This window comes from Salipiger sp. ABF4_146 (genome assembly GCF_056161345.1).
The window spans coordinates 1-22,803 of sequence record NZ_JBSWYX010000040.1; the positions used below are offsets into that span (position 1 = coordinate 1).

Annotated in this window: 20 protein-coding genes and 1 pseudogene; 11 read left to right on the plus strand and 10 right to left on the minus strand. The window is 64.9% G+C overall.

All coding sequences use genetic code 11. The features are described 5' to 3' along the window. Positions 1 to 184 precede the first annotated feature (184 nt). From ACXAJT_RS26585 to ACXAJT_RS26615, 7 genes are all read left to right on the plus strand, one after another. On the plus strand, positions 185 to 1,408 hold the full coding sequence (locus ACXAJT_RS26585; protein WP_475241698.1) for an IS256 family transposase: 1,224 nt from the start codon (positions 185 to 187) through the stop codon (positions 1,406 to 1,408). A 96-nt stretch (positions 1,409 to 1,504) separates the two neighbouring features. Next, on the plus strand, positions 1,505 to 2,314 hold the full coding sequence (locus tag ACXAJT_RS26590; RefSeq protein ID WP_475241700.1) for a sensor histidine kinase: 810 nt from the start codon (positions 1,505 to 1,507) through the stop codon (positions 2,312 to 2,314). Then, a complete protein-coding gene (locus ACXAJT_RS26595) occupies positions 2,311 to 2,940 on the plus strand; it encodes a response regulator transcription factor (RefSeq protein WP_475241703.1) in 630 nt (209 codons plus the stop codon). Before ACXAJT_RS26590 ends, ACXAJT_RS26595 begins: the two co-directional genes overlap by 4 nt. Positions 2,941 to 2,994: 54 nt before the next feature. Continuing rightward, entirely contained in the window at positions 2,995 to 3,354 is a 360-nt protein-coding gene (locus ACXAJT_RS26600) for a response regulator transcription factor (RefSeq protein ID WP_475241706.1), read from the plus strand. 162 nt (positions 3,355 to 3,516) lie between these two features. After that, positions 3,517 to 5,127, plus strand: a complete 1,611-nt coding sequence (locus ACXAJT_RS26605; RefSeq protein ID WP_475241709.1) for an arylsulfatase — start codon at positions 3,517 to 3,519, stop codon at positions 5,125 to 5,127. Between the two features lie 244 nt (positions 5,128 to 5,371). Continuing rightward, on the plus strand, positions 5,372 to 6,196 hold the full coding sequence (locus tag ACXAJT_RS26610) for an HAD family hydrolase (RefSeq protein WP_475241712.1): 825 nt from the start codon (positions 5,372 to 5,374) through the stop codon (positions 6,194 to 6,196). 392 nt (positions 6,197 to 6,588) lie between these two features. After that, entirely contained in the window at positions 6,589 to 8,367 is a 1,779-nt protein-coding gene (locus tag ACXAJT_RS26615) for an SLC13 family permease (protein WP_475241714.1), read from the plus strand. Positions 8,368 to 8,370: 3 nt separating this feature from the next. Here ACXAJT_RS26615 and ACXAJT_RS26620 read toward each other — a convergent pair whose 3' ends face one another. Beyond that, positions 8,371 to 9,345: a calcium/sodium antiporter gene (locus ACXAJT_RS26620; RefSeq protein ID WP_475241716.1), complete on the minus strand. Its 975-nt coding sequence runs from the start codon at positions 9,343 to 9,345 to the stop codon at positions 8,371 to 8,373. A gap of 437 nt (positions 9,346 to 9,782) precedes the next feature. On the opposite strand from ACXAJT_RS26620, the gene ACXAJT_RS26625 reads away from it, so the two are divergent. The 3 genes from ACXAJT_RS26625 (at position 9,783) to ACXAJT_RS26635 (ending at position 11,965) form a co-directional block, all read left to right on the plus strand. Beyond that, positions 9,783 to 10,082: a hypothetical protein gene (locus ACXAJT_RS26625; protein ID WP_475241718.1), complete on the plus strand. Its 300-nt coding sequence runs from the start codon at positions 9,783 to 9,785 to the stop codon at positions 10,080 to 10,082. Positions 10,083 to 10,161: 79 nt separating this feature from the next. Next, positions 10,162 to 10,584 carry a c-type cytochrome gene (locus ACXAJT_RS26630; protein ID WP_475241720.1) on the plus strand — a complete coding sequence of 141 codons (423 nt, stop codon included), beginning with the start codon at positions 10,162 to 10,164 and terminating at the stop codon, positions 10,582 to 10,584. Between the two features lies 1 nt (position 10,585). After that, positions 10,586 to 11,965, plus strand: a complete 1,380-nt coding sequence (locus ACXAJT_RS26635) for a multicopper oxidase family protein (RefSeq protein ID WP_475241722.1) — start codon at positions 10,586 to 10,588, stop codon at positions 11,963 to 11,965. Between the two features lie 67 nt (positions 11,966 to 12,032). On the opposite strand, the gene ACXAJT_RS26640 is transcribed toward ACXAJT_RS26635, so the two are convergent. From ACXAJT_RS26640 to ACXAJT_RS26675, 8 genes are all read right to left on the minus strand, one after another. Then, the gene (locus ACXAJT_RS26640) at positions 12,033 to 13,556 is read right to left on the minus strand and encodes a multicopper oxidase family protein (protein WP_475241724.1); all 1,524 of its coding nucleotides are present in this window, start codon (positions 13,554 to 13,556) and stop codon (positions 12,033 to 12,035) included. A 52-nt stretch (positions 13,557 to 13,608) separates the two neighbouring features. Beyond that, positions 13,609 to 13,881, minus strand: a complete 273-nt coding sequence (locus ACXAJT_RS26645; protein WP_475241726.1) for a hypothetical protein — start codon at positions 13,879 to 13,881, stop codon at positions 13,609 to 13,611. 173 nt (positions 13,882 to 14,054) lie between these two features. Then, on the minus strand, positions 14,055 to 14,894 hold the full coding sequence (locus ACXAJT_RS26650) for a DUF6692 family protein (RefSeq protein ID WP_475241728.1): 840 nt from the start codon (positions 14,892 to 14,894) through the stop codon (positions 14,055 to 14,057). Positions 14,895 to 14,972: 78 nt separating this feature from the next. Beyond that, positions 14,973 to 15,407, minus strand: a complete 435-nt coding sequence (locus ACXAJT_RS26655) for a c-type cytochrome (RefSeq protein ID WP_475241731.1) — start codon at positions 15,405 to 15,407, stop codon at positions 14,973 to 14,975. Then, positions 15,404 to 17,875 carry a heavy metal translocating P-type ATPase gene (locus tag ACXAJT_RS26660; protein ID WP_475241733.1) on the minus strand — a complete coding sequence of 824 codons (2,472 nt, stop codon included), beginning with the start codon at positions 17,873 to 17,875 and terminating at the stop codon, positions 15,404 to 15,406. Before ACXAJT_RS26660 ends, ACXAJT_RS26655 begins: the two co-directional genes overlap by 4 nt. 105 nt (positions 17,876 to 17,980) lie before the next feature. Then, entirely contained in the window at positions 17,981 to 18,412 is a 432-nt protein-coding gene (locus tag ACXAJT_RS26665; protein ID WP_475241735.1) for a c-type cytochrome, read from the minus strand. 159 nt (positions 18,413 to 18,571) lie between these two features. Further along, the gene (locus tag ACXAJT_RS26670) at positions 18,572 to 18,958 is read right to left on the minus strand and encodes a DUF302 domain-containing protein (protein ID WP_475241737.1); all 387 of its coding nucleotides are present in this window, start codon (positions 18,956 to 18,958) and stop codon (positions 18,572 to 18,574) included. 28 nt (positions 18,959 to 18,986) lie between these two features. Next, positions 18,987 to 20,372 carry an MBL fold metallo-hydrolase gene (locus ACXAJT_RS26675; protein ID WP_475241739.1) on the minus strand — a complete coding sequence of 462 codons (1,386 nt, stop codon included), beginning with the start codon at positions 20,370 to 20,372 and terminating at the stop codon, positions 18,987 to 18,989. 185 nt (positions 20,373 to 20,557) lie between these two features. Here ACXAJT_RS26675 and ACXAJT_RS26680 point away from each other — a divergent pair, with 185 nt between their 5' ends. Beyond that, positions 20,558 to 20,860, plus strand: coding sequence for an SHOCT domain-containing protein (locus ACXAJT_RS26680; protein WP_475241743.1), 303 nt, complete (start codon positions 20,558 to 20,560; stop codon positions 20,858 to 20,860). Between the two features lie 728 nt (positions 20,861 to 21,588). Here the strand turns inward: ACXAJT_RS26680 and ACXAJT_RS26685 are convergent. Further along, positions 21,589 to 22,683: pseudogene (locus ACXAJT_RS26685) on the minus strand (transposase); the annotation flags it as partial. Between the last annotated feature and the right edge of the window lie 120 nt (positions 22,684 to 22,803).

Sequence of the window (22,803 nt, forward strand, 5' to 3'; positions counted from 1 at the left end):
CCTTCGCGGATGACTTCGGAAAGAACCTTGCAGGCGGCCGACCGGAACGACAAACTGAACGAGCGCAGGGGATCAATTAAAGAACCTACATACGGACGCAGGAGGGCTTCGCTTACCTCGCTGTCGGAGACTGTCCGGAATTCTGTGCCCCGGCGTGGTAACTCTGAAATGAGGAGACCCACGTATGAGCATCGACAAAGACCTTCTGGACCAGCTGATGAAAGGCCGATCGGCCGGGAACCTTTTCGGCAAGGACGGTGTTCTCGCCGAGCTGACCAAGGCGCTGGCGGAGCGCGCCCTGAGTGCCGAGCTGGAAGAACATCTGACCGAGGAACGAGCTGACCCACCAGCGGAAGGGGCGTCTCAGGCTCCGAACCGGCGGAACGGTAGCAGCCAGAAAACGGTCACCACCGACAGCGGCAAGGTCGTGTTGGACATCCCTCGGGACCGCAACGGCAGCTTCGATCCGGTGCTGATCGCCAAGTACCAGCGCCGTTTCCCGGAGTTCGATACCAAGATCATTTCCATGTATGCGCGCGGGATGACGACCCGCGAAATCCAGGGACACATTGAGGAGACCTACGGCATCGAGGCCTCCCCGAGCTTGATATCGGCGATCACCGATGCGGTGATGGACGAGGTCACGGCTTGGCAGAACCGTCCGCTCGAGCCCTGCTATCCGGTGGTGTTCATGGACGCGATCCGGGTCAATATCCGCAGCGATGGCGCGGTCTCGAACAAGGCAGTCTTCGTTGCCCTGGCTATCCTCCCGGACGGCACGAGGGACGTGCTGGGGCTATGGTTTCAGGCCAATGAGGGCGCCAAGTTCTGGGCCAAGGTTCTCAACGACCTGCGCAATCGCGGGGTGCAGGACATCCTGATCGCGGTCGTGGACGGCCTCAAGGGCTTCCCCCAGGCCATCGAGGCCGCCTTCCCACAAACCCAGGTTCAGACGTGCATCGTGCATCTTCTGCGCCATTCTATGAGCTTCGCCAGCTACAAGGACCGCAAGGCCGTGGCAGTGGCGCTGAAGGCGGTCTACTCCGCCGTCGACGCGGCAGCCGCCGACGCCGCGCTGACCGACTTCGAGGAGAGCGATCTGGCCGCCCGCTACCCGGCAATCGCGCCGAGCTGGCGACGGGCCTGGACTGAGGTGATCCCGTTCCTCGACTATCCATCCGAGGTCCGCAGGCTGATCTATACGACGAATGCCGTAGAGGCGCTGAATTCGAAGATCCGCCGGGCCGTCCGCACACGGGGGCATTTCCCCAGCGACGAAGCGGCGGCGAAATTGATCTATCTGGCCCTGAATGCTACTTCTCAGGAGTGGAAGCGCTCGGTGCGCGAGTGGCACGCAGTGAAAAGCCAGCTCGCCATCATGTTCGAGGACCGCTTCCCAATGGCGTAATCAACGCGCCGGGGCACAGAATTCCGGACAGTCTCACGGCGCCCGCCGGAGAGCGTTCTTCTGTACTACGATCCGGGCGTCTGGCAGCGCTACAGGATGCAGATCATCGGAGCCCTGGCGATCATTCTGCTCCAGTCCAGCACGATCGCGGCGCTGATCGTCATAGACCGCCATCGGCGCCGAAGCGCCGAAGAACTCTCCCGGCGCCGCATTGAAATGGCGAGGCTGTCGCGTATCGCCCAGCTTGGTGAGCTGTCCGGTGCCATCGCGCATGAGCTCAACCAGCCCCTGACCTCGATCCTCGCCAATGCCGAGGCGGGTTCCGCCCTGCTCGCGCAGGACCCGCCAGACCTGGCCGAAGTTGGCGAGGTGCTCCGTGACATCGCTGAAGATGACCGGCGCGCCGCAGTTGTCATCGTCAATCTACGGCGTCTCATGGGAAGCGGTGCCGGCGGCTTCGAGGACGCAGATCTCAACAAGGTGGTGCAATCGACTTTAAGGCTCGTCTCCAATGAGATGCTTGCGCGCGGTGTCACGGTGCAGTTGCGGCTGTCTCGGGATCAGCTCATGGTAAAGGCGGACGTCCAGCAATTGCAGCAAGTGCTGCTCAATCTCGTCATCAACGCGGCAGATGCGATGGCCGAACAGGACAAGCGCCACATGACCATTTCCACCGGTCTTGATGCACTCGACCGGCGCGTGCTTTCGGTGGCCGACAACGGCCCCGGTCTGCCTGAAGACTTGCGCGACAATCCATTCAAGCCCTTCGCGACGTCCAAGTCGCAGGGCATGGGGCTGGGCCTTTCGATCAGCCAGTCTATTGCCGAGGCGCATGGCGGCACGCTCCGCTTCGTCAGCAGCACAAGGGACGGGGCGCGCATCGAACTTGCCCTGCCGCCGCCATGAGCGACGACGCGACTGAACCCTTCCTCGTTCATATCGTGGACGACGACGAGAGCATCCGCCGGGCCCTCTCGCGGCTGGTCTCGATCGCGGGATATGGCGTCCGTTCCCATGCGAGCGCCGAGGCGTTTCTCAACGATTTCGATCACGATGTTCCGGGCTGCGCCATCCTCGACATGTATCTGCCGCGAATGAACGGCTTCGAACTTCAGGAAAAGATTGCGGCGATCCTGCCGGCGTTTCCGGTGACGTTTCTCACCGGGCGCGGTGACATCGGTATGGGGGTAAAGGCCATGAAGGAGGGGGCCTTCGATTTCCTGACGAAGCCCGTGCAGACGGACCAACTCCTGGACGCGATTGCCGCCGCCAAGACGCGGGTGAGCGAGACGCAGGCAGACAGGCACGGCACCGCGAGGTACGAGCAGCGGCTTCAGAGCCTAACGCCCCGCGAGACAGAAGTGCTGGAAGCGGTGGTTGCCGGCAGCCTGAACAAGCAAATCGCGCATGAGCTTGGCCTCGCCGAGAAGACGGTAAAGGTCCACCGGGCCCGGGTGATGAAGAAGATGGGAGTGCGCACGATTGCCGAGCTCGTACGCGTCAGCGTCACCAGACGAATTGATGCGCCATGATGTAGGCCCAGAGGGCAACTATGAGGATCGGCCGGCACTGCGTAGAGTTGCCGAATGGAGCTGAAACCCAGAGTTGTCCTGATCGTCGAAGATGACGCGGCCGTCAGCCGGGCGCTGTCCCGTGCCGTCCGATCTCTGGGGTTTTCCGTCTACACCTTCGACAGTGGAGAAGCTCTGCTTGCCAGCGAGGAGCCCCAATCTCCGGCGGTCATGTTACTCAACCTCCACCTGCCCGGGATCGGCGGGGCCGACCTTATTTCAAAGCTCGTGGCGCGTACGCCCGACCTGCGTATCGCTGTGATGACGGGTCGCGACATCGGCGGAGCGCGAGAAGCCTGTCTCAATGCGGGGGCCACTACCTACATCGCCAAGCCGATTTCGCGGATGGTGCTCGCGGCGCTGCTCGACGTCTGAAGCCACCCGCCCGCGGGTGAGGTAGGTACTTGGTCCAACTATTCCGCTGACGCGGCGGCAGCCAAGCTGCGCATACGGTGCAAGATCTGTTTGGTGGCATCGGTGTGTTTGACGTCGGCCCCAGGGCTGCACCGAAAGAATTTCGCAGACAGGGAGACAGTTATGTTACCAAAAAATCAAACACATAGATTGTTAGCCACCTTGGCCGCAGTCGTGGTGTCGAGCGTGCCAGTTGCGGCTCAAGACACAGCCACCGCCACGAAACCGAACATTCTGGTGATCTGGGGCGATGATGTCGGCCAGTCCAACATTTCCGCGTACACGCGGGGGCTGATGGGCTACGAGACGCCCAACATCGACCGGATCGCCAAAGAGGGCATGATCTTCACCGACTACTACGGTGAGCAATCCTGCACCGCCGGCCGTTCCTCCTTCATCATGGGCCAGTCGGTGTTCCGCACCGGCCTGTCCAAAGTGGGTCTGCCCGGCGCACAGGAGGGCATGCAGGTCGAGGATCCGACCATCGCGGGCCTGCTCAAGGCCGAGGGGTACGCCACCGGTCAGTTCGGAAAAAACCACCTCGGCGACCGCGACGAGCACCTGCCGACCAACCATGGGTTCGACGAGTTCTTCGGCAACCTCTACCACCTCAACGCCGAGGAAGAGCCCGAGAACGAGGACTACCCGGCCGACATGATGATCGGCGACGGACAGACTTTCCGGGAAGCCTTCGGCCCCCGTGGCGTCATTCATTCCTACGCTGACGGTGAAATCGAGGATACCGGACCGCTCACGAAGGCGCGTATGGAAACCGTGGATGACGAGACCTCTGCTGCGGCGATCGACTTCATCGAGCGCGCCAACGAGCAGGGTACGCCTTGGTTCGTGTGGTGGAGCGGCACCCGCATGCACTTCCGCACGCACGTCAGTGAAGAGAACCGGGCACTGGCCAACGAGATCGTCGGCAAACCGGTCGACGAATATACAGCCGGCATGCTCGAGCATGACGCTGATATCGGCGTGTTCCTCGACAAGCTCGATGAGCTTGGTATCGCCGACAACACGATCGTCTTCTACTCCACCGACAACGGCCCGCATATGAACACTTGGCCGGATGCGGGGATGACGCCCTTCTGGGGTGAAAAGAACACCAACTGGGAAGGCGCCTGGCGTGTGCCCGCGATGGTGCGCTGGCCGGGTCACATCCCCGAGGACGAGGTCGTCAACGAGATCGTCCACCACATGGACTGGCTGCCGACCTTCCTTGCCGCCGCCGGGAACGAAACGATCAAGGACGACCTGCTCGACGGCATCACTGTCGCCGAAGTTGGCGAGGGTCGTGACTACAAGGTCCACCTCGACGGCTACAACATCCTGCCATTGCTGACCGGTGAAACCGAGGAGAGCCCGCGAAAGGAGATCTTCTATTTCTCCGATGATGGCGATCTGATGGCTCTGCGCTATGCCGATTGGAAGATCACCTTCCTGGAGCAAAAGGCTTGGAGCACGTTCCGCGCCTGGATCGAGCCGCTGACGCCCCTGCGCACGCCGCTGATCTTCAACCTGCGCCGCGATCCCTACGAGCGTGGCTACCGGACCTCGAACACCTACTACGACTGGATGCTCGACCGAGCCTACATGCTGGTACCGGCGCAGTCCTATGTGGCGAACTTCCTCGAAACCTTCCAGGAATTCCCGCCGCGTCAAGAAGCGGCTTCCTTCAGCCTCGACAAGGTTATGGAGAAGCTCTCGCAAGCAGGCGGCACGCAATGACCGCTGGCTCGTGATGTTTGAGAACGTCGGCCCTGTGCAGCAAGCGCAGGGCCGACCCAAATTCTACCATTGCAATTTCCTGCGAAAGGTCGTTTGCCATGCACCCGCTTCCCGTTGCCACCTGTCTATCACTTGTGGCCGTCGCCGCGTACGCCGACCCGCAGCCGTTCTGGAACGACACCGATGCGAAGGCGGCCATCATCGACTTTGTGGAAGAGGTGACCGATCCGACCTCAGAGATTTTGTGCCTGCAGAGGATCGTATTGCGACCTTCGACAACGATGGCACGCTCTGGGCCGAGCAGCCGGTCTATTTCCAACTGCTCTACGCGATCGATGTCCTGAAGGAGAAAGCCGCGAGCGACCCATCGATCCTGACCTCAGATGCCCTGAAGGCAGGCGCAGAGGGCGACCTCGAAGGCATCCTTGCGGGCGGCATGGAGGGGCTTCTCGAGGTGATCAACTTCTCTCACTCGGGTGTCAGCGTCGAAGACTTCCAATCCAGCGCGGGCGCGTGGCTGGAAAGCGCCGTACACCCATCGACGGACATGCCCTTCGGCGAGATGATTTACCAGCCCATGCTCGAGCTCCTGAGCTACCTGCGCGACGAGGGGTTCACCACCTACATCGTCTCGGGCGGCGGCATCGACTTCATCCGCGCCTTTGCTGAGGACACCTATGGCATCCCGCCCTGGCAGATCGTCGGGACTGAGGGCGACACCACCTACGAGGTGGCCGATGGCGGGCCCGCCTTGACGAAGAATGGCGGCATCAAGTTCCTCGATGACAAGGAAGGCAAGCCGGCCGGGATCATGCGCCACATCGGGCAGCGCCCGATCTTCGCTGCGGGAAACTCGGATGGTGACTTCCAGATGCTCGAATACACCACGGCTGGCGATGGTGCCCGGTTCGGGATGCTGGTTCATCACACCGACGCGGATCGGGAGTTTGCTTATGACCGGGACAGCAATGTCGGCCAACTCGCCCGGGGCCTCGATGAAGGCGAAGACCGCGGCTGGCTGATCGTCGACATGGCACAGGATTGGAGCAAGGTATGGCCCGGGGAGTGATCTTGGGCGCCACGCTTCTGGCCGCGTTAGGACTTTGTCTGGTGATCTCGGCTTTGGCGGAAAGCCCTGTCAACTCTGGTTCATTCCCAGGCCTTCGACTGGGGTGAAATGGGGACCGGGTGGGCGGATTCTGCCCCCCTCCGTATCGCTGATAATGCCATCGTAGGCCTTGTGCCCTATCGCTCCAAGCCCTCGCGTTGCAAAGGGCATATACTCCCGCAAAATGGAGGCTTGCGATCCGGCAGCGCGCGCGCTGAGAATCCCTATTCTCGCGTACCTCAATCGGTGGCATGGTTGACCGTCACAAAGAGGGTGCGGCGGGCCGAGAGCCCGCGCCACCTGCGCCTTGCCGACGGCGCCCTTCCAGCGCGGCGTTTATCCGGGTGCCTCCCATGCTTTTCGATCTCGGCTCCTACACGCCTCAGGGCGCCCTTCTTCTGGTGGCTGCCGTCTTTTCCCTGTTCCTGACCGAGCGCTTCGCCGCCGAGGTCACCGCCCTTGGCGGTGTGGCCGTGGCGCTGCTGCTCGGCCTCGTGAGCACCGACGATGTGCTCAAGGCGCTGAGCAACTCCGCCCCGGCCACCATCGGCGCGATGTTCGTGCTGAGCGCCGCGCTGGTGCGCACCGGGGTGCTCGAAGCGGTGGCTGAATGGCTGGGGCGCGGCATGCTGCGGCATCCGCGGCGGACGATCCTGCTTTTCTTTGCGCTGGCGGCGATTGCCTCGGCTTTCATGAACAACACGCCGGTGGTGATGATCCTGATCCCGGTGGTCTTCGGACTGGCCCGCCAGCTTGGCACCAGCGCCTCGCGGCTCCTCATGCCGCTCAGCTTCGTGGTGATCATGGGCGGCACCTGCACGCTTATCGGCACCTCGACGAACATCCTTGTGGACGGGGTCGCCCGCGATCTCGATCTGGCGCCTTTCTCACTCTTCGAGATTGCCCCGCTCGGCATCGCGCTGGCTTTGCTGGGCAGCCTCTTTCTTGCCGTGGCCGCGCCGCGCCTGCTGCCCGAGCGGTTGGCGCTGGCCGAGATGCAGCCGCCGCGCAGCGGACGGTCGTGGCGGGTCGAGCTTTTCGTGCCCGCGACCTCGCCGCTGATCGGCCGGAAGGTGAGTGACATTCCCGATTTCCGGCGCAGCGCCACCCGGCTGGTGGACCTCATACGCGAGGATGTCTCGCTGCGGCACAGCCTTCAGGCCGAGGTGCTGCACCCCGGCGACCGGGTGGTGCTGCATACCTCCGACACAGAGGTGGCGGGCTACCGGGGCGAGAGCTCGCGCAGCCTTGCCATTGCCGGTCTCGAGCCCGCGAATGCGCGGCGTCATCAAGTGGTCGAAGCATTGGTGAAGGACCGCAAGGGCGCGGTCGCGGAGCTTGGCTGGCGGCGCAGCCACGGCGTCTACCCCATCGCGCTGCACCGCAAGGGCAGCGCGCGTGATCTGCTGGAGGACCGGCTGCAGCTGAACCCGGGCGATACGGTGCTTCTGGATGGGCCCGCCGAGGACATCGCGCGGCTCGCGCGGGACGAGGATGTGATCCTGCTGGCACCGTTGCAGGCCCGCGCGTTCCGGCGCAGCAAGGCACCGATCGCGCTGGCGGTGTTGGCCATGGTCGTGCTGGGCGCGGCGCTTGAGCTTGCGCCGATCCTGCCACTGGCGATCATCGGCGCGGCCATCGTCCTACTGACCCGCTGCGTCGAGCCGGACGAGGGCATCGGCGCCATCGATGGCCGCCTGCTGCTGCTGATCGTCAGCATGCTGGTGCTGGGCACCGCGATGGAGCGCAGCGGCGCCATGGCACTGATCGTGAGCGGGCTGTCGGGGCCGCTGGCGCAGCTCAGCCCAATCCTCGCGCTGGCGCTGATCTACGCGGTGACCTCGCTGCTGACCGAGGTGGTGACGAACAATGCGGTCGCGGTGATCATGACCCCGATTGCCGTCGGCGTGGCGCAGGCACTGGGGCTGGACCCGCGGGCCTTCGTCGTGGTCGTCATGTTCGGCGCGAGCGCCAGCTTTGCGACCCCGATCGGCTATCAGACCAACACGATGGTCTACAACGCCGGCGGCTACCGCTTCACCGACTTCCTGCGTCTGGGCCTGCCGATGAACATCATGGCCGGCGTGGTGACGGTGCTGCTGGCCCCGGTGTTCTGGCCGCTGCAGCCGTAGGGCTCAGGGCCAGAGCAGGTAGAGATAAGCGCCGTAGCCCGCGAGCAGCGCCAGCCCCTCCCAGCGGTCGATCCGGCGCGCGGTCGCTGCGAAGACCACGAGCAAGGCGCTCACGCCCACCATCAGCGGCGCATCGAAGGCGGTGATCTCGGACGGCACCGCGCCCGGCGCGATCAGCGCCGTGGTGCCCCCGATGCCGAGGATGTTGTAGATGTTGGAGCCGACGATATTGCCGAAGGCCACATCCCCCTGCCGCTTCAGCGCGGCGATCACCGAGGTCACAAGCTCTGGCATCGACGTGCCGACCGCAACGATGGTCAGGCCGATCACCGTCTCGCCGATGCCGAAGGCGCGGGCCAGCGCGACCGCCCCATCGACCAGCAGCGCGCCGCCAAGCACCACGAGGCCGAGCCCGGCAAGCGCGAGCACCATCGGCAGGATCAGCCCCTGGCGACGTGAGGGGGCGCCAAGGCCCGGATCGGCCTGTAGCAGGGCCACGCTCTTGTCGTGGATCGCGCCGTGTTCGCCCGTTGCGCGCTCCTGCCGAATGACCATGACGATGTAGGTGACCAGACCCGCGATAAAGACCGCGCCGAGAAGGCGGCCCATGGGCAGTGCGAGCGCCAGCGCCGCGAAGAGCACCGCCACCCCGAGCATCAGCGCCGCATCACGCCGGAGCGCAGCCTCGGCAACGATCACCGGGCAGATCAACGCCGAGATACCGCCGATCAGCAGGATGTTGGCAATGTTGGAGCCGACGATATTGCCATAGGCAATCCCGGGCGAGCCGCTGAGCCCGGCCTGCACCGAGGTCACAAGCTCCGGCATTGAGGTTCCGAAGCCGACGAGCGTGAGGCCGATGACCAGAGGTGAGACACCCAGCCGCTCCGCGGCCTGCACCGCTCCTCGCACCAGCAACTCGCCGCCAGCAACCAGCAACACAAACCCCGCGATGAGCGGCAGCCAAGTCTCGACCATGTTGAACTCCGACGCCGATCAGCCGGCGCATTGCGGATGGAAGTGGCGATGCCTGTGATGGCCTTCAAGGGCCGGGAAGTCAGCTCGTGGAGGAATTCACTGCATCACGGGCTTGCCAAGTTAAAGCAATCAAGAAAGTCTCGGCCCAAAAGGTCTACGCTTGCAGCATCCGCGAATTCCCTGATCGCCTGAACTACGCGAAAGGGCGCTGAGCCGTCGTGCGACGGCGCAGAGAGAGCCGCGGCTTCGCGGACCTTGCTGCCGTTCACTGCACCTGCGCAATCTGAATGCCGTGCTCGCACTTTCTGAACTGGCTCAGGCCCACCGTGGGCATCGCGCTGTCCAGCAGAGCTCCAGCGCGTCCGCACAGTTCTATCGGCCGCGCGCTTGACTGTCTTGGCGAACCCCGGCGATAAGATCGCAACGGAGGAGGTCACTTGCGTCTCGCTTGGCTCATCATTCTGCTCGCGGCGATCTTCGCCGGGCCGATCTCGGCACTGGGCGGAGGCCCTTCGCCGCTGACGCGTGACAGCGCCTGCTGTGAGACGGAGGGCGGCATGGCACCGCATTCGGACGGGGTTTGTGGGCATGCCTCGGCCTGCTGTGCCAACGCCGAAACACCCTTGCTGCATGACCTCTGCCTTCCACCGACCGAGGCGCTGGCTGTCTGCCTCCCGGAGGCGACCTGCGGCAGCTCGATCAGCACATCTGCAGAGCCCCCACCGCCGCGGGCCTGATGGGCTTGAAGCGGCCGGGCCACATCCGGCATTCCAGCTATCCGGGCCGGTCACACCGGCCCCACGTCAGGACCTGATCATGAAGAAATACCTCATTCCCGCCCTCGGTGCCCTCTGCATCGGGGCCATCGGATACGCCTTCTGGCCCGCCACACCCGAGACCGCCGCGCCGCCGGAGGGGGCCGCCATGTTGCCCGTCACCCTGCCTGAGACGCTCTCGCAGCAGGCGGAACTGGGCAGACGCGGCTTTGACGCCGTCTGCGCCGCCTGCCACGGCGAGAACGCCGCTGGCAAGATGGGCTTTGGCCCGCCGCTGGTTCACAAGATTTACGAGCCGTCGCATCATGGCGACATGGCCTTTGTTCTCGCCGCGCAGCAGGGTGTTCGGGCGCACCACTGGAAATTCGGGAATATGCCGCCGCAGCCCCAGCTGACCCAGGGCGAGGTGAAGGCGATAATCACCTATGTCCGAGAGCTGCAACGCGCCAACGGGATCAACTGAGATGAACTTTACACGACGCGCCTTCTGCGCAAGCCTCGCCACTGCACCTCTGATCCGGCCCGCATGGGCGCAGCAGGCGCCTCTCCTAACGGCGCGCGCGGCCACCGTCCAACTCGCTCCGGAGGGCTACCCGGCGACCGAGGTCTGGAGCTACGACGGCCTGCTCCCCGGGCCCCAGATCCGCGTGCAACAGGGCAGCCGCCTCTCGCGGCGCCTGGTCAACGACCTTGAGGTGCCGACGTCGGTGCATTGGCACGGCATCCGCATCGACAATGCGATGGACGGCGTGGCCGGGCTGACGCAGGACCCGGTGCCGCCGGGCGGCGCCTTCGACTATGCCTTCGATCTGCCGGACGCCGGGACGTACTGGTACCACGCGCATACCAACTCCATGGAGCAGGTCGCGCGCGGCCTCGCCGGGGCGCTGATCGTCGAGGAGAACGCGCCGCCCGATGTCGACCGGGACGAGGTGCTGATGCTCGACGACTGGCTGCTCGATCCGGACACCGGCAGCTTCGCCGGGGATTTTGACGCCCCGATGATGCGCAGCCACGCCGGGCGCATGGGCAATCTGACAGGCATCAATGGCCGGTTCGATTTCGCGCTCAAGGCGCAGCAGAACGAGCGCCTGCGCCTGCGGCTGATCAACGCCGCCAACGCGCGGATCTTCGTGCTGCGGCTCGAGGGGATGGCGGGCTGGACGGTCGCGCTCGACGGCATGCCGCTTGCGCAGCCCGAGCCGGTGACCGCCGAGATCATCCTCGCTCCGGCGCAGCGGGTCGATCTCATTGTCGATGTCACCGCCGAAGAGGGCGCGCCTGCCGCGCTGCTCAGCTACGCCGATGATGACAGCTGGCAGGCGCTGGCCGAGGTGACAGTGACCGGTCGGAAGAGTGCCACGCCACGCGCGGCCCCCGCGCCCCTGTCGCCGAACCCGCGAATGGAGGTGCCGGGCGTCACTGACGCGCAAGTGCGCGAGATGCGGATGGAAGGCGGCGCGATGCGCGGCATGGCCTCGGGTCGCTTCGAGGGGCAGGACATGGATTTCCAGCAGCTGGTGCAGCGCGGGCAGTTCTGGGCGCTGGCCGGCCAGGTGGGACTTGGCGATGCGCCTTTTGCCCGCTACGCGCGGGGGGAGACCGCGCGCATCCGGCTGGTCAACGACACGGTCTTCCCGCACGCGATGCATCTGCACGGCGTGCATTTCCGCACGATCGCGGCGGATGGCTCTCTGGGCCCGATGCGCGACACGGTGCTTGTCATGCCGCAGGAAAGCGCCGAGATCGCTTTCGTCGCCGACAATCCCGGGAAATGGCTGCTGCATTGTCACATGCTCGGCCATGCCGCCTCGGGGATGACAAACTGGATCGAGGTGGCCTGACGCTCTTTCGTGCGCAGCGATAAAGACCGGCGGCGCGGGGGCGCCGCCCGCGCCGCCGGTCACATGCTCAGGCCGTGGCCCGCACCTGCAACTCGGTCATCATACCTGTCGCCAGATGCCCCATGTGATGACAGTGCATCATCCAGCGCGCCGCCTCGCCCGCGTCGAAGGCGACCGTCACCGAGCCCATCGCCGGCACGAAGACAGTGTCACGCAGCGCGCCCTGAACAGGCTGATCTCCGACCGCGACGACCTGGAAGACGTGGCCATGCAGGTGCATCGGATGCGCCATCATCGACATGTTGTGGAACATCATCTCGACCCGCGCGCCGTGGGGTACCGTGATTGGCCTGTGCTCCTCCCAGACGGCGTGGTTGATCGTCCAGACGTAGGGGTCCATGGTGCCACCGAGCATCACCATCTGGCGAACATCCGGCTCCCGGGCCACGAGGGGCGAGACCGCGCGCAGGGCAAGCTCCTGCCGCATGTCGCCCGCGGCGGGCGGGGTCTCGGTCTCGGTCCGGGTCGGCAGGCGTGGCACCGCGGCGCCCTGTGGTGCGAGGATGAGGCCGGTCTGTTCGTGTGCGCCTTCCCGGAGCGCGAGGACCGGCCGGGCCAGCCCGTCACCGGGCATGTCGAGGTCGATCTCCATGCGCTGACCCGAGGCGATGGGAAAGCGCGTGCCGGGCAGCGGCGCGACCGCGTCGCCGTCCACCGCGACCAGCCGGGCCTGCAGTCCGCCGGTGTCGATCCAGTAGGCGGTCATCGACGCGCCGTTGATGATCCGCAGTCTCACCCGGCCATTGCGCTCGACCGCTACGACCTCCGGATCGTCGAGCGTGCGGTCGTTGGTGAGATAGGCATCGAAGTCGAAATCGTTGAGGTCCATCGGCATCTTAGCCATGCCGCCCATCCCGGACATGTTGCCCATACCGGAGATGCCCTCCGTCTCTCCCATGCCAGACATTCCGCCCATCGGGGCCGCGGACTCGCCGTGGTGCATGGCACCATGGTCCATCGGGGTTGGCGCATGCGCCCCGCCATGGTGCCCGCCGGTGCTGCCGGAGGTCTCGGCCAGCACTTCCTCGGGGGATTTGAAGCTGAAATCGTGCAGGAATATCACCACCTCCTGCCGGTCGGCAGCAACATCTTCGGCGCTGCGCACGATCAGCGGGGCGGCGAGCATGGCGATCTCCTGCTGCGGGAGGTGGCTGTGCATCCAGAAAGTGCCGGGGCGCGGGGCGAAGTCATAGGCGCGGTGCTCGCCGACCTTCAGCATCGGGTTGGTGTTGGGGGCGCCGTCCTGTGCGTTGGGCGGGATCTGCCCGTGCCAATGGATGATCGTCTCCACATCGAGGCCGTTGGCCAGGTCGACGGAAAAACGCTGGCCCGGATCGAGGCTCAGCCCCTGGCCACCCGTGCCATTGGTCAGCCCCATGACGGTGGCGGCGCGGCCATTCACCTCAATCGTGCGGGTGCCTGCGGTGAGGGATTGCCGGTCGGTCGCCGCCCGCGCCCTTGCGGGCAGCAGCAGCGAGGCCGACATGGCGGCAGAAGCGGCCAAAAAGCCGCGGCGGGAAAATCGGGTCATGATGATCTCCGGAAAATGAGGTTTCGCAATGCGGGACTGGGTCCCGTGGAGATCAGCTTCGGGGAGGGGGCGATGAGGGCGCGAAATCCTGAGACGACAGGGAGACATCGACGCGCGATGCCGCGACCCGCGAGACATGTGCCTTGCCGGGGCCAGTCAGATCACCGATGCGGGCCGCGTCCACCGGCAGGCAGTGTGCTTCGCACATCTGCGCGTGGGTTTTGTCGTCCAACTCGCCATTGCTCAAGGCGGCTTGATGCGCGGAGCGGTCCGCATGCGCCGTGGCGCTGGCATGGTGATCGCAGCACAGCGCGCTGAACGCCATGGCGCGCACCGGACCTGCCGGCAACGCGGTCCAGACCCCAAGCAGAGTCAGCAGTAGAAGGCGAAGCACAAGCCGTGTCATGGCGCAACGCTACGCCTGTCGCGGGTCGGCGTCAGATCACGTTCGCGGCATGAGGGTGCCGCCTGCGCAGCGTCCCGCGCAGCCTTTGCATGTCAGCCAGAACAGGACCAGAAGCCGCGATAGATCGCCTCGGGGCCCGGGTCGAGCCGGAACGTGAGTTGGCTGTCAGACCGCTGCGCATCGACCGGCTCGACCGCCATCTCGAGCCCCTCGGTTCCGTAGCTACTTTTGGTGTCGCCTGCACCCAGCGGCAGAATGACGCCGTTTAGCTTGGTGACGGCTGCGCTGCCATCGGCGGCGGCTATCAGAACCGGGTCTTCGGTGCGGGTACGGCGGAAGGAGCAGGACTCACCCTCGGGCAACGCATCCCCGGCCTCTTCGGGGGTCAGCGGCGCCGGATCGAGCGTCGACAGGAGCGTGTTGCTCAGCGCGTCCTGCAGGCTGCCCTGCTGCGCGGGCGGGTCCTCGTAGATTTCGCGCACCACGTTTCCGGCGGAGACATCGGCGATCAGCGCGCGCATTTCAGCGATCTCCTTCTTCTGGGCCGTGGCAATGCCGTCGGCGAGCTTGCGCACCCTTGCGTCCTCGATACCTGCTCGCTCGGAGGTCATGATGGCGATCGAATGGTGGGGGATCATCGCCCGCATGTAGCTTGCGCCATTCACGGTCACCTGGCTGCGCACCAGCCACAGCGCGCCGGCGAAGACGACGATGCTGGCCGCGAAGATGGCGATATTCACCACCCGACTGGGATACATCGACGCCATGAAGGCGAGCATGACGAAGGCCATGGTCGCGCCCATGACGATTGCCATGTAGACACGGGTCTCGCTGAAGAAGACATGCTCGAACGCGTAGGTGTTGAGATACATCAGCCCGAACATGATCACCGTCGAGGCGAGGATCATCAGGGCGAAGCGGGAATAGGTCATCGGCTCCTCCATGCTTATCGCTCTCAGGCTCAACGGCCTTCCAGCGCTGGAGGGTTCCCGAAAAAGTGATCCTGCGCGTTACCCGGGCGGCGCAGAGATCTCCGCCTGATGCGCGCGTAACTCCTCGGGCCAGGTCGATTTGATGTAGGTGAAGATGGCCTCGATCTGCGCGTCTGTAAGCTGATCACCGAAGCCCGGCATGTTGCTCTCATAGCCGTTGCCGACCACGGCGGCGGTACCGAGCTTGGTGATCCGGAAGAGCACCTCGTCGGGATGATGCCATGTGTGGCCGGAGGCGTCATGCGGGGGCGCGGGCAGCCGTCCATCGGGACCGGGGCTGCGCCAGTTCGGCTGGCCTTCAAGGTCTGCGCCATGGCAGGCGGCGCAGGTCTCGGCGTAGAGTGCCTTGCCCTCGGTGATCTGGGACGTCTCCGCCGGGGCGGTTTCGGCCCCGGCGAAAACATACCAACCCGCCACCGCAACCAGCAGCAGGGCAAGACCCAGCCACCTCACAGCTTCACCCCGCGCAGCCGCAGCGCGTTGCCGATCACGGAGACGGACGAGAGGCTCATCGCCGCCGCCGCCACGATGGGCGAGAGCAGGATGCCGAGGAACGGGTAGAGGATGCCCGCCGCCAGCGGCACCCCCGCCGAGTTGTAGACGAAGGCGAAGAAGAGGTTCTGCCGGATGTTCCGCATGGTCGCCTCGGCGAGGTGGCGCGCCCGGACGATGCCGCCGAGATCACCCTTCACCAGCGTGATGCCAGCGCTCTCCATGGCGACGTCCGCGCCGGTGCCCATGGCGATGCCGACGTCGGCGGCAGCCAGCGCCGGGGCGTCGTTCACCCCGTCGCCAGCCATGGCGACAGACAGCCCCTCGCGGCGCAGCTTCTCGATCAGCGCGTGCTTGTCCTCGGGGCTGACCTCGGCATGCACCTCGTCGATATTGAGCTCCCGCGCGACCGCCTCGGCCGTGGCCGTCGCATCGCCGGTGGCCATGACGATGCGCAGCCCGGCCTCGTGCAGCGCCCGGATCGCCTCGGGTGTGCTCTCCTTCACCCGGTCGGCGACCGCGACCAGCCCGGCGGCGCGCCCGTCCACGGCGACGAACATGGCGGTCTTGCCGTCTTTCTGGAGCGCGCTCGCCCGGTCCCTGAGCGGGCCGAGGTCCACGCCTTCATCCGCCATCAGCGCCGCATTGCCGAGCGCCACGCGCTGGCCGCCGACGCTGCCGGTCACGCCCTTGCCGGTGACCGCCTCGAAGTCCGCGGACTCCCGCTCCGGCGCCCCGGCTTCTCGCGCGCCAGCGGTGATCGCCTCGGCGAGCGGGTGCTCGGAGCCGCGTTCCAGCGCGGCAGCGAGGGCGAGCAATTCGGACTTCGCCATGCCCTCTCCGGGTTCGGCGTCGGTCAGCGTCGGCTTGCCCTCGGTCAATGTGCCCGTCTTGTCGACCACAAGCACACCCACCTTCGAGAACCGCTCCAGCGCCTCGGCGTCGCGGATCAGCACGCCTGCCTGCGCGCCGCGCCCGGTGGCCACCATGATCGACATCGGCGTCGCGAGGCCGAGCGCACAGGGGCAGGCGATAATCAGCACCGAGACGGCTGCGACGAAGGCATAGGAGAGCGCCGGGGACGGCCCGAAGACCGTCCAAGCGAGGAAGGCCAGCACCGCCACGCCGACCACCGCAGGCACGAAATAGGCCGCCACCCGGTCCGCCATCGCCTGGATCGGCGCGCGCGAGCGCTGCGCCTTGGAGACCATCTCGACGATGCGCGACAGCGTGGTCTCGGAGCCGACATTCTCGGCCCGCATCAGGAAGCTGCCGGTCTTGTTGAGCGTGCCACCGGTGACCGGCTCACCTTCGGCTTTCTCCACCGGGACTGGCTCGCCGGTGATCATGCTCTCGTCCACCGAAGAGCGCCCCTCGGTCACAACGCCGTCCACGGGCACGCTCTCGCCGGGGCGCACGCGCAGAATGTCGCCCGAGGCGACCTCATCCAGCGGCACGTCCTCTTCCGCTCCATCGCTCACCCGCCGCGCCGTCTTGGGCGCGAGGTCGAGAAGCGCGCGGATCGCGTCGCCGGTGCGCTCGCGCGCGGCCAGTTCCATGACCTGCCCGACCAGCACCAGCACGAGGATCACCGCCGCCGCCTCGAAGTAGACCGGCGTCATGCCCATCTCGTCGCGCATCGCCTCGGGGAAGAGGCCGGGCGCCAGCAGGGAAACGATGGAAAAGACATAGGCCGCCCCGGTGCCGAGCGCGATCAGCGTCCACATGTTGGGCGAGCGGTTGACGATCGAGGCCCAGCCCCGCTTGAAGAACGGCCAGCAGAGGATCACCACCGGCGTCGCCAGCGCGAACTGCAGCCAACCGAAGAGCGTATGTCCGATCCAGTCGGCGAAGGGGATGCCGATGTGCGCCCCCATCTCCAGCACGAAGACCAGCGCCGCCAGCGGCGCGGTGATCTTCAGGCGGCGCTTGAAGTCGACGTATTCGGGGTTCGGCCCGCTGTCCGCCGAGGGGGTCATCGGCTCCAGCGCCATGCCGCACTTGGGGCAGTCACCGGGCGCATCGCGGATGATCTCCGGGTGCATCGGGCAGGTGTACTTCGTGCCCTTGGGCATCGGCTCCGGCGCGGGGCGGTTGCCGAGATAGGCCTCTGGCTCCGCCTCGAACTTTGACTGGCAGCGCTCGGAGCAGAAGTAGACCTTCTCGCCGTCATGCTTCAGCATATGGGCGGCCGTAGAACGGTCGACCTCCATGCCGCAGACCGGGTCTTTTGCAGTGAGATAAGCCTCCGGATCGGCGCGGAACTTCTCGCGGCAACCCTCGGAACAGAAGTGGTAGAGATGCCCATCGTGTCCAAGGCTGGGCTTGCCCGCCTCGGGGTCTACGGTCATGCCGCAGACCGGATCGCGGGTCACCGCCTTAGCTGCGCCATCCGGCGCGGCGGCATGTGTGTCGTGAGCATGGGCCATGGGAACCTCCCGGCGAGGGTGTCAGTGTCCCACGATGATTTGGGCTTCCAGTAGGGGGAAGGTCAAGAAGTTCCCTGGACCCGCCTTTCCTGACCGCAAGCGCCCCTACTCGCGATAGTCCGCGTGGCAGGCCTTGCAGGCTCCGCCGAGGTCGCGCAGCGCGGGGCCGAGATCGCCGGGCTGTGCCACCTCCAGAGCAGCGGACCGCTGATGCAAATCGCCAGCCTTGGCCGCAAAATCCTCCCAGTTCTGCCAGATCGCGGGACGGGCCTCGGATTTCTCGACGATCACTTCGTCTTCAAACTGGGCCGGGATCTGCGCGGCCTCCTCGCTCAGACGATCCAGAGCGGCCCGCGCTGCTGCCGCATCGAAGGCCTGCTGGCCCTTGGCCATCGCGCCCAATGTCTTGAGCTGGGTGCTGAGTGCCTTCATCCCTTCCATGCGGGCAAGGACGGTTTCGTTCTCGACGCCACCATGGGCAAGCGCTGCGCCGGCGGCGGTGACGGCGATCATCGCCGCAAGTACTTGGGTCTTCATCCTGTCTCCTCGTTGGCGGACCGGGCTCGCAGGCCCGGTCTCTTTATCGTAGGCGTTCTTTGTCTCAGTCGCTCGGGCGCAAAGCTTAGGTCGCCCGGAAGCCGGAGAGGACCCTAACGCGACACGCCCCGTGATCCCAAGCCACTTGCCTTCGCAAAGTTAAATTGCCTCGATCGCCTTCTCGAGCATTGCGCGAACCTCTCCGGCAACGCCGAGCAGCTCGGGATTGTCGATGGCGGACATGGACGCCTGTGGATCAACCGCGCTCACCTCCACGTCGGAGCCGACCTGACGCAAGATGACATTGCACGGCAACATCGCCCCCACCTTCGGCTCGAGCCCGATCGCCGCATGCGCCATCTTCGGGTTGCACGCGCCGAGGATCAGGTAGCCGGGCATGTCCTCATCCAGCTTCTTCTTCATGGTGGCCTGAACGTCGATCTCGGTGAGCACGCCGAAGCCCTGTACCTTGAGCGCTTCGCGGGTGCGCGCGTCGACCTCTGCGAGGGTGGCATCGAGGATGGTTCTGTCGATGGTATAGCTCACGGGTTGATCTCCTTGTCGCTGCGGAGTCTCAGGTTTCCACCGGGTAGCCCTGCGCCTGCCAGGCTCCGAAACTGCCGGGCACATTGGCGACCTGCGAAAAGCCCGCGCGGTGCATCAGGCTCGCGGCGATGCTGGCGCGAAAGCCGCTCTGGCAATAGGCGGCATATTCCGTGTCCCGGTCGAGCGCGTCCAGATCGCCTTCAAGCGTACCAAGGAATGCATGGCGCGCCTTCGGAATGTGGCCGCCACGCCATTCCTCGTCCTTGCGCACATCGAGCGGGCGGACATCGCTCTTCTGAAGTTCCTGCACCGTCAGCTGGCGAATGTGCCCGAGCGGACGGCCGCTTTCGCGCCAAGCCCCGATGCCGCCCGCGAGATACCCGGCGAACCGAGTGTACCCGACCCGCCAGAGCAACTGCACCGCCTCGGCCACCTGATCGTCGGTCTCGGTGACCAGCGCAATGGGAACCTCGGGATCGAGCAGCCACCCGGCCCAGACCGAAAGTTCGGGCTGCAGGCCGATATTCAGCGCGCCCTCGATGAAGCCGCCGCCAAACGCGAGCATGTCGCGCACGTCCAGAAGCTGCACATCACCCTCTTCAAGCAGCGCCTCGAACGCGTCCGACGTCTTGCCGACGCAGTGCGGCAGCCCGTGCATGACCTCTGGCCCGGCCGCATTGACCTTTTTCAGACGCGGATAGTGCGTCGGCACCGGCGGTGCGTCCTGCGTCATCTCCGACTTGAACGCCTCGAGATCGGTGATCTGAACGTATTTGTTGTGCGCTTTCTCGTAGCCGATCGTGGTGGACATGCGGTCACCGATGTCCGGCCCGCAGGCCGAGCCCGCACCGTGGCAGGGGTAGACGATGACACCGTCCGGCAGCGCCATGTAGACCTCCTGCGTGGTGCGGAACAGCGCCTCGGTAAACTCGTCGGTCTTGTCGTCTCCCAATAGGTCCGGCCGGCCGACCGAGTCCACGAAGAAGGCGTCGCCGCTGAGCACGCCCCAGGGATCGTCGTGACCCTCTTCGAACAAAAGAAACGAGACATGCTCGGGCGTGTGGCCGGGCGTGTGGCGAACCTCCAAGCGGAGTTTGCCGAACTCGAAACTGTCGCCATCTCGGATGCCGGTGTGGGCGAAATCGTAGTCGGCGCCACCTTCGACGCTGACGCACAGCTCGGGCACACCATCGAGCCGGGCCACCAGTTCGCGTGCGCCGGAGAGGAAATCTGCATGGATGTGGGTCTCGAACACGTGGGTGATCGTCAGGCCGAGCGCCTTGGCGCGTTCTATGTAAATCTCGCAATCCGGTCGGGGATCGACGATGGCGGCTGTGCCGCTGCCGGTGTCCCCCAAGAGGTAGGAGCATTGGGCCACCCCTTCGGCGAGGATCTGTTCGAAACGCATGGTCATTGCATCTTCCTCCTATGGTTGAGTGGGCGCGGCGTTGTGGTGGCGCCCCGTTGCAGGAGGAATGCGTTCGGGTGGCTTTGCGTTCCGATTTTTGAATATGATTTACGGTTTGCGGTGGATCAATGCGGTCTGGCCGCTCCGCTATCACCCTGTGCTCATGACATTTCCTTTTGGGGGAGGACATGATGAAACGTCTTGCGCTCGCAATTATGACCTTGGCCACACCCGCGCTTGCCGATCCGGACGGATACGGCCACATGACGGACTGGGGGTACGGCCACGGCGCGACCATGATTTTTGGCCCGATCCTTTGGCTTATCGTTCTGGGGCTGGTGGTTGTCGGGGTGATTTGGTTCTTCCGCCAGCACGAGCAGGGCAGCGCCTCGCGCAGCCAGCAGAGCGCCCTCGCAGAGCTCGATATGCGCCTCGCCCGCGGTGAGATCGAACCGGAGGAGTATACCGCCCGCAAGAAGCTGCTGGGGGGCTGACGGCACATGCCGAGACCGACTTCGGCGGTCCCGGCACGTTTGAATTACCCTCGGGCCATCAGGCCTGCACAGCCGGATAGCCTGCATCGCGAAGAGCCTGCAGGATCAGAGCCTCGTTCTGCGCGCCAGTGATCGAAACCGTCTTCTATGGCAAATCGCAGGCGGCCCGGCCCCGGCGGCAGGGTCCGCCGCCCTGACGGTCTCTTCGATCGCCGCGACGCAGTGGCCACAGCTGATGCTCAGAACCTTCGACTGTGTGATCGACCACCGGCTCGGGAAGAATTGCGCCGGTGACAAAGACCGCTTCAAGCAGCGCGGCGAGTCCACTGACCCAGTAGGATCAGAGCCCAAAGCTCTCAAGAGATGGTAAGGTCTAATCGACTGAAACTCCCATCCCAAAGAAGCAAGATCATCAGCAAGTGATGTCATGCGTGTCTCTTGCCCCGATTCAGGAGGCGGGACATGCGCGGTTCGTAGGCATGAGGAGATCGCGTGGAACTGGTTCAGTTGGGTCGAGTTCGCCACATACCGCAAATGCTCGCTACACACGGCTGATCTCGCCGGCTTCATGCTTGGTAGTCTTGCTGCGGTCGCAAACAGATCGACCAAGACGGCACACGCCGAACGTCGCGAATGGGCGGATGGTGTTGAAAAACTCGACCCGAATTTCCGGCCGGCGAGATAGGCAGAGCGTTCCTGCTGATGTCTCACGCCGATGACGGCCTCAGCTAGGCGAGTTTGCGGAGGTTCTGGACGGTTGCGGCTATGTGGAACTCGTCCTTGGCGCCGTTCGGTCCTCGGAGGCGAAGGCGGTCGAGACCGAGTATACGCTTGAGGTGGGCGAAGAGCATCTCGACTTTCTTCCTAGCATAGCCCGACGCAACATATGCGTCGGTCGTGGCGATCTCCCGCGCCTTTTGGCGCGCGTGCTCGTGTCTTGACCGAGAGATTTTGCGGGTCGTCTGATTGGGCGTGCATCGGGGTTTCAGCGCGCAGGCGGCGCAATCCTGTTTTCGGGCGAAGTATTTCTTGAAGCCGTCCTTTCCGAACTCTGGTCGCCCCTTCGAGATGTCCCGCCAGTAGGGCTTCAGTGCATGGCCTCCAGGGCAGTGATACTCGTCTGCCGCTTCATCGTAGGCGAAGTCGGTTGCCGGACACGCGCCGTCCTTGCGCTCGGATTTGTCGAAGACCGGGATGTGCGGTTCGATGTTCTGTTCGTCGACGAGCCAGCCGAGCATCTCGGCCGTGCCGTAGGCCGTATCCGCGGCCAGCGTGTCCGGGTGAAGGTCGAACCGCTCTCTGGTTCTCGTCAGCATGTCACGCACGGCGCCGACCTCGGCCTGCCGGATCGGAACGGTAGCCTCGACGTCGACGATGATCGCATTATCCAGATCCACCAGGTAGTTAGTGCTGTAGGCGAAGAAGGGTCTGTCACCGTTGGCTCCGGTAAACCGTGCGGCGGGATCGGCAGGCGAGATCGCCTTCGGCTTCACGGGCGTGGCTGCGCCGAAAGCCGCGTCGTCGAGGGTGTCGAGGTATTCCTGCGTTGCTCGGCTGGCCCCGTCTTCCGCCGACCATTCCGAGAAATCCGCTTTGGTATAACGGCTGGCATCCGCCTTGATCAGCGACGCATCCGCCCCGAAACTCTCGCCACCCACCAAGCCCTCGGCGATGCAGCGCGCCAGCACCGCCTCGAAGAGATGTCGGAACAGATTGCTCTCACGGAACCGTCCGTGCCGGTTCTTCGAGAAGGTCGAATGGTCGGGCACCGGATCAGCCAAGTCGAGCCGACAGAACCAGCGATACGCCAAGTTCAAATGTAAGCGCCCGATAGCTACCGCAGTGGAATGTTCTTGACGCGTTCGATGATGTCGGGGTCGTCCACGAAGTCCTCGAGGAAGCTATGCCATTGCTCGATCGAGACCCGAGCAGACATGAGCATG